Source organism: Cuspidothrix issatschenkoi CHARLIE-1 (genome assembly GCF_002934005.1).
Taxonomy (GTDB): Bacteria; Cyanobacteriota; Cyanobacteriia; order Cyanobacteriales; family Nostocaceae; genus Cuspidothrix; species Cuspidothrix issatschenkoi.
Genome location: NZ_PGEM01000063.1, coordinates 7346 through 20010, shown reverse-complemented (window position 1 = coordinate 20010; position 12665 = coordinate 7346). Strand labels below are relative to the sequence as shown.

At 37.5% G+C, this 12665-nt stretch carries 11 protein-coding genes and 1 pseudogene; 5 read left to right on the top strand and 7 right to left on the bottom strand.

What is annotated here, in order from left to right; all coding sequences use genetic code 11:
• Window positions 1-95: 95 nt before the first annotated feature.
• On the bottom strand, window positions 96-1529 hold the full coding sequence (locus tag CUN59_RS09475; protein WP_104387615.1) for a GTP-binding protein: 1434 nt from the start codon (window positions 1527-1529) through the stop codon (window positions 96-98).
• Between the two features lie 107 nt (window positions 1530-1636).
• The gene (gene nblS, locus CUN59_RS09470) at window positions 1637-3634 is read right to left on the bottom strand and encodes a two-component system sensor histidine kinase NblS (protein WP_207765394.1); all 1998 of its coding nucleotides are present in this window, start codon (window positions 3632-3634) and stop codon (window positions 1637-1639) included.
• 344 nt (window positions 3635-3978) lie between these two features.
• Between nblS and CUN59_RS09465 the strand changes: the two genes are divergently transcribed.
• Window positions 3979-4572, top strand: coding sequence for a cytochrome b/b6 domain-containing protein (locus CUN59_RS09465; RefSeq protein WP_104387614.1), 594 nt, complete (start codon window positions 3979-3981; stop codon window positions 4570-4572).
• Between the two features lie 190 nt (window positions 4573-4762).
• The gene (locus tag CUN59_RS09460; protein WP_104387613.1) at window positions 4763-5470 is read left to right on the top strand and encodes a molybdopterin-dependent oxidoreductase; all 708 of its coding nucleotides are present in this window, start codon (window positions 4763-4765) and stop codon (window positions 5468-5470) included.
• A 57-nt stretch (window positions 5471-5527) separates the two neighbouring features.
• Here CUN59_RS09460 and CUN59_RS09455 read toward each other — a convergent pair whose 3' ends face one another.
• Window positions 5528-6769, bottom strand: a complete 1242-nt coding sequence (locus tag CUN59_RS09455; RefSeq protein ID WP_104387612.1) for a hypothetical protein — start codon at window positions 6767-6769, stop codon at window positions 5528-5530.
• Window positions 6770-7166: 397 nt separating this feature from the next.
• On the bottom strand, window positions 7167-8705 hold the full coding sequence (gene radA / locus CUN59_RS09445; RefSeq protein WP_104387611.1) for a DNA repair protein RadA: 1539 nt from the start codon (window positions 8703-8705) through the stop codon (window positions 7167-7169).
• A 171-nt stretch (window positions 8706-8876) separates the two neighbouring features.
• Here radA and rpaB point away from each other — a divergent pair, with 171 nt between their 5' ends.
• From rpaB to CUN59_RS09430, 3 genes are all read left to right on the top strand, one after another.
• Complete coding sequence (gene rpaB, locus CUN59_RS09440) at window positions 8877-9605, top strand: response regulator transcription factor RpaB (protein WP_015079764.1); 729 nt, start codon at window positions 8877-8879, stop codon at window positions 9603-9605.
• A gap of 105 nt (window positions 9606-9710) precedes the next feature.
• Window positions 9711-10352, top strand: coding sequence for a cofactor assembly of complex C subunit B (locus CUN59_RS09435; RefSeq protein WP_104387617.1), 642 nt, complete (start codon window positions 9711-9713; stop codon window positions 10350-10352).
• Between the two features lie 68 nt (window positions 10353-10420).
• Window positions 10421-10939, top strand: a complete 519-nt coding sequence (locus CUN59_RS09430; RefSeq protein WP_104387610.1) for a DUF456 domain-containing protein — start codon at window positions 10421-10423, stop codon at window positions 10937-10939.
• A gap of 72 nt (window positions 10940-11011) precedes the next feature.
• On the opposite strand, the gene nblB is transcribed toward CUN59_RS09430, so the two are convergent.
• From nblB to CUN59_RS09415, 3 genes and pseudogenes are all read right to left on the bottom strand, one after another.
• On the bottom strand, window positions 11012-11674 hold the full coding sequence (gene nblB, locus CUN59_RS09425) for a phycobilisome degradation protein NblB (RefSeq protein ID WP_104387609.1): 663 nt from the start codon (window positions 11672-11674) through the stop codon (window positions 11012-11014).
• A gap of 67 nt (window positions 11675-11741) precedes the next feature.
• Window positions 11742-12200, bottom strand: a complete 459-nt coding sequence (locus CUN59_RS09420; RefSeq protein ID WP_104387608.1) for a CBS domain-containing protein — start codon at window positions 12198-12200, stop codon at window positions 11742-11744.
• A gap of 116 nt (window positions 12201-12316) precedes the next feature.
• A pseudogene (locus tag CUN59_RS09415) lies at window positions 12317-12598 on the bottom strand (glutaminase); the annotation flags it as partial.
• Window positions 12599-12665 lie beyond the last annotated feature (67 nt).

Below are 12665 nucleotides of genomic sequence, written 5' to 3'. Positions count from 1 at the left end.
TTCCCTGTTCCCTGTTCCCTGCTATATTATTAGTCCAAATATTTGTTAAACCCCACCCTAATTCCTTATTTCAGACTTCTAAATTTTGATAGTTTTTATCTACTTTTTCTCAGTCTAACTTTAGTTAGCAATTCATCTTTAATGCGGTTTAAAATTGAAGTTTCATCTAATGTTGATAAAATTTGACTAACTACGGCTTTAGGTCCATCTGGTCCCCAGGTTGCCCCATTTGCTAAATAGGCTTTGGTAATTTGTCCAATACTGTATGACGATACTCCTGCTACTCCTGCTTGAGTGACAGCTATGGATAAATAGGGGCCAATTGTTACTCCTGCGGTTGCTGTTGTCGAGATACCCAGCAAGGTTTTTAAACCACTTAAACCCAAATTTGCTAATAATTCACTAGCGCCGATACCACCCATACTCAGGGCGATTTTTTGCAGTAATTTGACAGCACCGGTTTCTGTCATGGGGATACCATAAAGTTTAGATAAACCTAAAATTAAAGCAATATCAATAATTACAGCACTTAATATATCCACTACTGTAACAGGATTGAGAGCGATCGCTAATGCTTTAGTAATAACTGCTTTCCAAATTAATTGATTAGCATTTTCTTCCCTAATGATCAATTTTCGCTTTACCAACTGTTCATTAACATTATCAGCATAAAGCATAGTATTTAAAGCCACTAACGCTTTACCTTCACGATGGAGAATTTCCAAAATTTTTAGTTTTAATTCATCAACTTGGGATTTACCTTTTTGTAATTTTACACCCCTAGTTCCATCAGGACGTTGTACAGCCGTTTTTACCAGTGGAGAAGCTGCGGCCATGACAATTTCTGCTGGTGAAAGTAATTCCCGGACTCTATCATCCCGAATTTTTTCGTAAATTGTGATTCTGTCAGTTTCGGGATATTGATCAACTTTATTAAATACTAAAATTATTGGTTTACCTACTTCTCGTAATTGGGATAAGGCTATTTGTTCAATTTTGGTCATGTCTCCCGAAATCACAAATAGAATTAAGTCAGCTTGTTTAGCAACTTGTTCAGCTAAAGCGGCGCGAGTTTCCCCATCTACTTCATCTAACCCTGGGGTATCAATTAATTCTATTTGGGATTGACCATTGCTAGGTAATGTAGCTTTTAAAGTTCCTAAAGCCTCTTTACTAATACTCCAATTTACCGTTTGTGCATCACGGGTAACACCATGTAAGGGACCAGTAATAAAGACTTCTTGACCAACTAAAGCATTGAGAAGAGAAGATTTACCACGTCCCACCAAACCAAAAGCAGCTATCTGTACTACCATACTTTCTAACTTATCCAGCATGGTTTCTAAATCGTTAATTTCCATTTCTAACCCTGATTTTTCCGCCGGAGAAAGATCCAGATTATTAACTAAATTTCGCAGTGCTGTTTTAGCTTGTTTATAGTTTAGTTCTGCTTGAATATCGTCAAAGGTAAAAATGGCGTTATCTAATTCTTCTTCCCAACTGGGGATAGATTCAGGGATAGTATTCATGGTTGTTTTGAATAAAATTTCAAGAATAATTAAACGCAGATAAACTTCCTCTATGTTCTCTGTGTTCTCTATGTTCTCTGTGGTTCGTTATTAAAAGTTTAGTTACATCAAACAGATTCTATAGCCAACTCTTCTAGTGCAATTTCTACAGTTGATGAAACTTCTTCCTCAAATAATTCTAAATCAAACCAAAAAGTAGTACCAATACCCACCTCACTTACCAAATTAACTTGAGTATGATGTCTATCAATAATATTTCTGACAATTGATAAACCTAAACCTGTTCCTTCCAGGGTATGAACTCTATTTTCTACACGAAAGAAGCGGTCAAAGATTGCTTGTTGATCTTCTGGTGCGATACCAATTCCTGTATCACTAATTTCAATTCTGACTTTACCAGGTTGATAATGAGAATTAGAATCAGAAGTTCCATCTAATTGATAAGCACGGATAACTACTTTACCACCTGCCGGAGTGAATTTGAGGGCATTACCAATTAAATTTCCAAAAACTTGCAGTAATAAATCATAATTTCCCAAAACTAAAGGTAAATTAGGAGTTAGTTCCTGAAATAATTCAATGCCTTTATCTTTAGCATTAAGCTGATAAGTCCGTAATGTTTGTTCTATTGCTTGGGGTAAATCTACTTTATCAAAATTGTAAGTCCGTCCCGATTCAAGTTTTGATAAATCTAAAACGTCATTAACTAAACGGGTTAGTCTATCAGTTTCGTTATTAACTGTTTGTAAAAACTCTTGCCGTTCTTCCACACCTAAATCTTCACCATAATCATGTAAGGTTTCAATATAGGTTTTGATATTAAATAATGGTGTACGTAATTCGTGAGAAATATTGCTAATAAATTGACTTTTAGCTTCATTTAATTCTACTTCACGGGTGATGTCTTGGACGGTAATAGCTATACCTTTAATACTTTCTCGTTGTAAATTTAAAACGCTGGTTAAAAGAATACGAATTGTGCGTTGTATTGGTTGTTTTAGGGGAATACGAAACTCGGCACTTTCACATTCACCGGCGGCCATTTCATATAAAGTTCGGGTAATTTCCATTTGCACACTTTGAGGTAAGTGATGCAATACATTACTACCAACAACTTCTACACCTTCCCAAGCAAAAATACGTCTGGCTGTGGGATTAACTAATATTACTTGCATATTATTATCAATCAACACTGCCCCATCAGCAATGGTGGAAACTAAGGTTTCTAATTTAGCTTTTTCTGCGGTTAATTCTTCAATATTTTGTTCCTCATAACGTTCTAAGCGTTCTGCCATTTCATTAAAGCTAAAAATTAATTCTCCTAGTTCACCACCTAATGGTATATCTATACGTTGTTTAAAATTACCAGCAGCAATTTGTTTTACACCAACTAGCAATTCTTTGATGGGTTTAGTAATAGTTAAAGCATTAATTACGCCGGCTAAAATCACCATTACCCAAATTGTGATAAAAACAGCAATGGTAACATCACGGGTGAAATTAGTAGATATAACTGCGGTTTGGTTGGGGTTAATGCCAACTGCTAATACACCTAAGTATTTTTTATTTACAATTAAGGGAACAAATACATCTGTAACTGCACCATCTGGGGTGTTATGTTGCCTTACCAGGGGTTGATCATCATCGCTAGGATAATCTTCTGGTAGCTGTATATGTCGCTTAATGGTGAGGGAATTTTCCACCTCTGGTTCCCAAAAAGGGATACCAAAAAATATTTGTCCAGTTTCATCAGCGTACAACATATAACGGACGCTAGAAGTAGTGCTGTAGAAACGTTGGGAAAATTGGGCAACTTCAGTGAGATTATGATCGGCAATCAGAGGGGCCACATTAGCCGCCAGCAGTAATCCTAAGTCACGGCCAAAGCGGGTATCATTGAGTCGGGCATCTTGCTGAATTGTATTCACCGCCCAGAAGGTTAAACCACTCATCACCAAGGAAACCATCAAGGTAGCGACAGCGAGGAGTTTGGTCTGAAGCGTAAACTCTGACCACCAATTGGCGATGTTTTCGGCGAGGGAAGCTATCGCTTTGGAAAGACCAGAGGCGAATTCATCTCGGAAATGTGTGAAAAAAGCCAGCATCTTAAAATACAGTTGTTAGTAGTTCGGCGGTTTCTATCCCAAAAATTAAAAGTTAAATCAGGTAAGAGGGAATAGGCAACAGGGAGGCGGACGGTTAATGGCAGATGACAACCTACCTCTAACCATAGATCACTTCTCTTTCTAATTTAACTATGTTTTTGCAGTAATCGTGAAAACTCAGTTGCAATAGGGGTTATGTGATCGGACTATGACAATGTAAAATACATGATCATCCAGAATCCAGAATTAAGAATGTTTTTAGTTTCCTACTGGACAAAACATTCAAAGTCAGTAAATTCTGCCCTAAATAGTTATAACTTAATTAAATTTTTCCTATTCTATCTATGATTTCTTCTCAAAAACCACGCAAATTACCTACCCAAGCCATCGCCGCAAAAGTTTTCCACTATTGTAATTTTATCAGCTTATTTATCATGATTACCAGTGGTTTGCAAATTTATAATGCTAATCCTGTTTTTGGTGGACGAAATGGTGTACATATTTTTCCCCTCTTTACTTTAGGAGGTTGGTTAGCTGGAGGTCGAGATTGGCATTTTGCAGCTATGTGGCTATTTTCTCTCAATCTTTTTTGCTACGGAATTTATATTTTTATTACCCAACGCTGGAAACATAGATTTGTGGGAAAGAATGATATTCAAGCTTTACAAAAAAGTCATAATGACAAACGTTTAAACTATGCTTGGCATCGCCTTCTCTATACAGCAATTATTCCCATTTTATTACTAGCAATATTTACAGGTATCGGAATGTATAAACCTGCTCAATTTCCTTGGATAGTTGATATATTTGGCAGTTGGCAAGCATTGAGAATTGTTCATTTTGCCTCTGTGCCAATGGTGTTAATTTTTGTTTGGCTACACTGGCGATTAGGTCAAAAAGTCGGAGGTGATGAACTCACAGAATCTATGTTTTGGTAAATCTTAAAGATCCCCGACTTCTTTTATTCATTAGACAACCACTAAACCCTTGTAGGGACAATTCATGAATTGTCTCTACGATAATTTTCACCAAATGTCTATTATGCCGATAAATTACAAATTGATCTCAGAAGTCGCGGATCTGGGTCTTAAAAATATTTTTGTATCTGAATTTAATTGAGGAGTGAAAATGGATAATCAGGAATTTACCCGCAGAAAGTTTTTAGAAATATCTGGTTTATCGAGTCTGAGTTTCTTGTTAGGTGGCTGTGGTACACCTGCACTTTCAGATTTAGTAGGTACACTTTCTGAACCTCTCAATCAGAAATTTGAAGAGTTAATATTTCAGCCTCAAAAGCTAGTTCCTGAATTTTTGCCGAGTCAAATCGAACCCGATAATTTAATAGTTAATAGCTTTCGAGGTACGCCAATTATTGATCTAGAAAAATATCGTTTAATTGTAGATGGTGAGGTAAATAATCCCCTTAGTCTAAGTTTGGCGGATATTCAAGCTTTACCCCTCACTTCGATGATTATTCGTCATGTTTGTGTAGAAGGTTGGGCTGCAATTGTCCAATGGGGTGGCATTCCTTTACGGGAAATTATCGCCCTTGCCCAACCTAAAAATCAAGTTAAATATGCCTCTTTTAAATCGGCAGATGGTTATTATGAAAGCTGGGATATAGCTTCAGTATTACACCCTCAAACTTTATTAGCTTATCAAAAAAATGGCGAAATTTTGCCTGTAGAAAATGGTGCGCCTTTGCGGTTGGCTTCACCAATTAAACTTGGTTACAAACAAAGTAAATGGGTGACACAAATTACCCTAACTAACCAATTGTCACTTTTTAAAGGTTATTGGGAAGATCAAGGTTATGAATGGTTTGCAGGATTGTAAATTTAATTATCTCATCTCAGATCCCCGACTTCTTTAAGAAGTCGGGGATCTATTCCCTTACTTTTTTACCAAAATATAAGCATTTGTATATTCAGGTAATTTATGAATATAGTTCTCAAACTCTGTTTCACTAGCAAAAGTTCCTGCTAAAAAATCAAGTTGATAAAGATTGGGTAAAAATGCTCCACCTGTATCGGCAATTACGCCCATTTTTAACCGTTTTTGATTATCTTCAATGACAATTATTCTGCCTAAACCTATATTCAAAACATCTCCAGCAAAGGTTACTCCTGGTTTAATGGATATTTTGGCATCTATTTTATATCCATAACCTTTAATGGCATCAACTTCTTTAAAATACCAATAACGCTTTTGTGAAGTGGCTTTCAACCCGCGAATATAGGACATTTCATTGTTTTTATCTACGTTCAAAAATTCTTTAGTTCCGTCGGTAAAATTAACTAAAACTGTTCCTTGCATCAATGCTGCTTCTAAACCATTACGAGTTAAATAAGCAATCGGTTTAACTTTACCAAATTCTTTACCTCCAGGTTCATAAATACCTGATAAAACATCTTGTTTAGTATATTTGGTGTAAAATTTATTTTGTCTTGATTCTTCTGTTAAAGCATAAATAGGTATATTATATTTAGAAGTTTTTTGACGAGAACCGGAATGGATAAAAGCAGCATATTTTGTAATGCGTAATTTTTTCTGTTGGGGATTTTCAGGATTATGAGCAGACCATTTAATCACACGAAAATTATTATTGATAAAATCTGGATTTTGTAAGCGAGTGAGACGATTATTAGCAATATCTTCTTGTAACACTACGATCATAAAATCTAATGTTTTGAGAATGTCTTTTACTGTTACTCCTTGAGTGACTAATATTCCTATACGTTGAATATCACGGTCTTCTTGTGAATATTTTTGAAAATATTTTCTGGTATTTGTTAGTACAGTTAATAAATCAGATTGATTAAAATTAATTTGACCATTTGGTAATTTGCCTGTTCTTAATACCTGATTAGCATTGATACTATATTGATATTTTTGCCATTCATCTATAACGGAATAAAATACGTATTTTTCATTGTTTTTGACATCTTTAGTAGATGGTTTTTGAGTGAATAAATTATGAGATAATCGGGGAATTGGGGAATTACTTATTTGGGATAATGATAAATTCTCTATACTCTGCTGTTGGGAAATAGGTTGTTTATGAATGCAGCCTACAGCTAATAATGTAGCAATAAATACTGTAATTTTAAATTTTTGATTGAGCAGGATACCCATAATTTGTCACAAGAAATAATGATTATCCATCATTCTAGTATATTAGGCTGTGAATGAAATAAAGGTTGTATTAAAGGTTTTCGGCAAATATAATTTGCTACTACACAAGCAATCATTTATCCCCAGGGGAAATGCATCTAAATTATATTGACAAAATACTATTAAGATGGAAAAATATCTAATGCTTTAATCAGTTCCGGTATTGCTGTTATTTCATTTGACTTTTCTTCTACCTTACATTGTCCTAATAGTAATTTATTAGTACTTGCCCATGCATCTAGATTTTTTCTCTGTTATTAGTACAAATCTTGCCTGCCCTTAACGTCAGACGGGCTAGGAGTCCATCCCACAAAATTGGATAATTTATTTCCTGGAAGTCCCTGATTTGGGGTATATTTTAATCATCCTCATCAGGATCTAAATCCTCTTCTGTTAATTCCTGATGTGGTACAGCAGCAATAATGGCATCTATGACTTTACCTACTGGTAATATTTCAATACCAATTTCTGGGAATTTTGTCCCTTTGGGAACTATAGCGCGTTTAAATCCCAGTTTAGCCGCTTCTTTTAATCGTAGTTCCATTTGGGAAACTGATCGCACTTGTCCGCCTAATCCTACTTCCCCAATTAATACTGTACCAGGATCAACTATCCGATCTCGGAAACTAGCAACTATGGCAACGGCAATTCCTAAGTCTACTGCTGGTTCTTCTACATTTAATCCCCCCGCAGAAGCAACATAGGAATCTAACTTGGACATAGGAACACCCACACGCTTTTCTAATACTGCGAGTATTTGCACTAAGCGATTATAATCTATGCCTGTACCTGCTCGGCGAGGAGAGGGATAACTGGTAGGGCTAACTAAAGCCTGTAATTCCACTACTATTGGTCTTGTTCCTTCACAAGCAACTACAATCGCTGTACCCGGAGCCGGATCATCACGGTTGCCTAGAAATAATTCAGAAGGATTATCAACTTCCCTTAATCCTTGAGACACCATTTCAAATATACCAATTTCGTGTGTTGCTCCGAAACGGTTTTTTACAGTTCTTAATAGGCGATGGGAGGCAAAGCGATCGCCTTCAAAATACAATACAGTATCAACTAAGTGTTCTAATACTCTCGGTCCGGCAATGGTGCCTTCTTTGGTAACATGACCAACAATTAACATTGTAATATCTTCATGTTTTGCCACCTTCATCAAGGCTGCTGTACATTCCCTGACTTGAGCCACTGAACCCGGCGCTGATGTCAAAGCTGGTAAAAATACGGTTTGAATACTATCTATTACTGCCACATTTGGCTTCAAAGAGTCTACTTCTCGTAAAATTTCTTCTAAATCCGTTTCTGGCAATATATATAAATCCGCGCCTATACTGTCAGGATTTATAGGTTGTTCAGGATTTGTCACTGGCGCTTGCGGATCTTTATTTTGATTATCTTCTGTGACGATAAGAGGAGGTTTGGACATTCCCAAGCGAGAAGCACGCAATTTTACTTGTTGTCCAGACTCTTCTCCAGTAATATAGAGGATACGATATTTTTGTGCTAATTGGTTAGATACTTGTAGTAGTAAAGTAGATTTACCGATACCAGGATCGCCACCAATTAACACCATTGAACCGGGAACAACACCACCGCCTAAAACTCGATCTAATTCGCCATAACCGGACTCCCAACGAGCAATTTGGCGATCGCTAATTTGGTCAAAAGTCAGAGATGATCTAGCTTTAGCTGGTTTACCATGAGATTTACTATGACCTCCAGCTTGCCAATTTCCCACCCCACCCCGGCTAGGTATATCACCCAGGAAAGAGCTAATATTCTGCTCAACTAAAGAATCGTAAGTGTCACAATTTGAACATTTTCCGAACCATTGGGAGAATTCCGCCGCACAATTACTACAGATATAAATGGTTTTTGGCTTTGCCATGCTTAAATTTTAGATAATAATCTTAATTTTTCATTAATTCTTGGAAAAAACTGAAATTTAATAATAGTAATAGTTAGGAGCTTTTTCCAAATCAATTCAGGTAATGATATCTTAATATTATGATATTTAAAATTAATCATGAAAAATTTTAGTTAAGGAGCATGACACAACTTGGAAAGTCATAAAGAAAAAATCCTAGTAGTAGACGACGAAGCCAGTATTCGTCGGATTTTGGAAACACGCCTTTCCATGATTGGCTACGATGTAGTGACAGCAGGAGACGGTGAGGAAGCTTTAGAAATATTTCGCAAAGCTGAACCAGACCTGGTAGTTTTAGATGTAATGATGCCAAAACTGGATGGTTATGGCGTTTGTCAAGAATTACGCAAAGAATCGGATGTCCCCATTATTATGCTCACCGCCCTGGGAGATGTGGCCGATCGCATCACCGGGTTAGAATTGGGTGCTGATGATTATGTCGTTAAACCATTCTCACCCAAAGAACTAGAAGCGCGGATTCGTTCAGTATTGCGACGGGTGGATAAAACTGGTGCAAATGGTATTCCTAGTTCCGGGGTAATTCATGTCAGCACCATCAAGATTGATACAAATAAGCGTCAAGTTTATAAAGGTGATGAGCGGATTCGCTTAACTGGCATGGAATTTAGCTTATTAGAATTGTTAGTCAGTCGTTCAGGTGAAGCTTTTTCCCGTTCGGAAATTCTGCAAGAAGTATGGGGATATACTCCCGAACGCCATGTAGATACTCGTGTTGTGGATGTACATATTTCCCGATTACGGGCAAAATTAGAAGATGATCCCAGCAACCCTGAACTAATTCTCACCGCTAGAGGTACTGGTTATCTTTTCCAACGCATCCTGGAACCGGGAGAAGAATAGGAGGCAGGGAGTAGGGGAGTAGTTGTATGGCTAATGCCACGCTTTGCGAACGGCTACGCTCACCAACCGGGGGCAAAGGGGCACAGAGGTGAAAGAATTTTACCAATGACTAAATCAGATCCCAATCGAGTTTTACGGCGTTTACCCTTAGTAGTTGGGGGTTTAGGTGCTGTACTTTTGTTAATGAATCGCTTATTAACACCGGAACTGACAAACTCTCAAGCACGTGGGGATGTGCTGGGGGTTATTTTGTGTGGGGTGTTAATTTTAACTGGTTTAATTTGGCAACAGGTACAACCGCGCACACCTGAGACAGTAGAACTCATTGGGGAAGAAGGATTTTTTCTAGATCCAGAATTGTCAGAAGCTGCCAAAAAGGAATTAGCCTGGGCATCGCGGTTATTATTAACAAATACAGTTACGCGATCGCTCATAGTCTACTATCAAGGTAAAGTTTTATTACGTCGTGGTATTCTGGCTGCTAAATCGCAAGTAGTCCCAGGAACAATTTTAAAAAAAGTATTAGAAACACAAAAGCCAATTTATCTAGTTGCTTTGTATGTTTATCCTGGTAAAATCGAATTTGACTATTTACCAGAAAATACACAAGGTGTAATTTGTCAACCTATAGGTAAAGAAGGGGTTTTAATTTTAGCGGCAAATGCTCCCCGCAGTTACACTAAACAAGATGAAAACTGGATTGCGGGAATTGCCGATAAATTAGCTGCAACCCTTGGTAATTGGTAATAGGTAATTGGTGATAAAATCCCTGTCTTCATCCTTTAATCCTGGATATCCTGATTCTGACAATAATTATGCAAATTATTTATTTACTCTTAGTAGCTGTAATGTTTGTGGGGATTATTGGTGCTGTCGTTCCGGCCATACCTGGAAGTAGTTTGATTTTAATATCTATTATTATTTGGGGAATCGTGAGTAATTCCTTCGCAGCTATTAAAATTCCCCTGATTGTGACAATCATTGTTTTAGTTCTGAGTACAGGAGTTGATTTCCTTGCCGGCTATATCGGAGCAAAACAAGCTGGTGCTAGTAAGTGGGGACAAATTGGCGCATTTGTGGGTTTGTTACTGGGATTTTTTGGATTACTACCTGCTTTACCTTTTGGTGGACCCTTATTAGGAATTTTATTTGGACCATTGTTAGGAGCAATTGTGGGTGAGTTTCTATACCAACGTCAATTATGGCCTGCGGTAAAGGCTGGGATAGGAATTACTGTGGGAACGGTTGTGGGGAATTTGATTCAAGGTGTTTTAGCTATCAGTGCGGTGATAGTATTTTTATTGACGACTTGGACACAGGTATATGGTGGTTAATGATCAAAGTTTGTCTATCAATCAAAAATTAGGTGAGCAGTTGCGCTTTATATAGTAAACGCAACTACTAAATTACACTAACTGTAAACCTGCTTTTGCTTCTTTGGAAATAGCTTCTACTTCATCATTCACCAAAGTTTCTAGAATAGACTTAGCTTCATCACTACCCAAACGAGTTAAGGCTTGCACAACTCTGTAACGCACTTGCCAATCTGAATCAGTGCTATATGGAAGTAAGAGAGCAACTGCTTTTGGATCTCCCAATTCACCAAAGGAACTAATAGCCGCAGTTTGAATTAAACCATTATCGGATGCGAGCGCTTGAGTAAGTAATTCAAAAGCTCGTGGATCTCCTAATTCTCCCAATGTGGCAATAATGCTAAACTGGACTAGCCATTCTGGTGTTTCCTGATAAAGCTTTTGTAAGTCTTCAAAAGCGTCATGCAATTTTAGCGCACCTAAACAGTCTGCTGCGGCTGATTGCACATCTGCTTCAGGATCATCTAGTAAACCCCGTAAGATAGTCAAAGATAATGGTAAATCCTGTGTTCCCAGGGTGTCCATTTGACTTACGGCAGAATAACGGACACGCGCACTTTTATCCTGAATGGCAATTTGGACTAATTCTAAAGCGATTTGCGGTTCTAATTCCCGAATTTGGTTAACTGCACGCAAGCGATCGCCTAAATCTTCTGAACTCAGTAATTCTTTTATACTCTCAGCAGAAACACTCATTAAATTATCCTAAATTATTTATTTGGTGGTAATTGGTGACTGCTAACAGTCAACAGTCAACCGTTACCTATTCTGCGGCCATAGCGCGAATAATATCACCACGAGTCAGAATACCAATCACCTGACCCGCGTTGTCAAGGACTGGGAGACGGTGAACTTTGTGATCTTGTATCAATTTTGCTGCTTCTCTTAAGGGTTTTTCAGGAGAAATAGTCCGGGGGTTTTTACTCATAACTTCCCCTACAGTTTGTCCTAAAGCTTTATGTAAATCTCGTTCATAAGTAGCAGGATTTTGTAAATAAATCACACTATCCAAAATCATGATGTATGCAGGTGGAGTCACTCCAGTTTCTTGCCACATCAAGTCAGTTTCGGAGATAATTCCTACTAATTTACCCGCATCATCAATGACAGGTAAACCGCTAATTCGTTTTTCAGCCAAAATTTGAATAGCTTCTTTTAATGGAGTTTCAGGACGGACGAGAATAGGATCACTAGTCATCACGTCAGCAACGGTTTTAGACATTTTTCTACGGACACCTTTTATAAAAGTCTTTTTGTTTATTGTATAGCAATCGGTGTTATCAGATCCGCGAAGGCTTGATCCTGTAAATCTTGTATCCTTAACGGGAGACTTTAGCTATCCGTAGTTCCATTACCTTTAATTAAACTGGTAGTGGCTATAGTGCCAGCATTGACTATAGGGTTGTAAAGACATTTAGATTGTTTATCAAGAATAATGGCGTTGAAAGCCTCTCCTGTCGGTTCTACACCAACTCTAGTTAAAACATAATCCCTACCATGATCTTCTAACGCTTGCCCGTAGACAAAGACCTGAGAAATTGACTGGATAGTAAACAGTTGCTCAAAATCGCCAACTTTATAAATTTGGCCATCTATGGTGACAATGCAAATACTAAATAGGGGTTGCTGAAAAAGTTGTCTGTGAGGAGAGGGAATAGGGAATAGGGAACAGGTAACAGTTTCAACT

Bases quoted from the DNA above. Each gene is read 5' to 3' on its own strand.
- CUN59_RS09475 (WP_104387615.1), bottom strand. From the start codon at position 1,529: ATGAATACTATCCCTGAATCTATCCCCAGTTGGGAAGAAGAATTAGAT.
- nblS (WP_207765394.1), bottom strand. From the start codon at position 3,634: ATGCTGGCTTTTTTCACACATTTCCGAGATGAATTCGCCTCTGGTCTT.
- CUN59_RS09465 (WP_104387614.1), top strand. From the start codon at position 3,979: ATGATTTCTTCTCAAAAACCACGCAAATTACCTACCCAAGCCATCGCC.
- CUN59_RS09460 (WP_104387613.1), top strand. From the start codon at position 4,763: ATGGATAATCAGGAATTTACCCGCAGAAAGTTTTTAGAAATATCTGGT.
- CUN59_RS09455 (WP_104387612.1), bottom strand. From the start codon at position 6,769: ATGGGTATCCTGCTCAATCAAAAATTTAAAATTACAGTATTTATTGCT.
- radA (WP_104387611.1), bottom strand. From the start codon at position 8,705: ATGGCAAAGCCAAAAACCATTTATATCTGTAGTAATTGTGCGGCGGAA.
- CUN59_RS09435 (WP_104387617.1), top strand. From the start codon at position 9,711: ATGACTAAATCAGATCCCAATCGAGTTTTACGGCGTTTACCCTTAGTA.
- CUN59_RS09430 (WP_104387610.1), top strand. From the start codon at position 10,421: ATGCAAATTATTTATTTACTCTTAGTAGCTGTAATGTTTGTGGGGATT.
- nblB (WP_104387609.1), bottom strand. From the start codon at position 11,674: ATGAGTGTTTCTGCTGAGAGTATAAAAGAATTACTGAGTTCAGAAGAT.
- CUN59_RS09420 (WP_104387608.1), bottom strand. From the start codon at position 12,200: ATGTCTAAAACCGTTGCTGACGTGATGACTAGTGATCCTATTCTCGTC.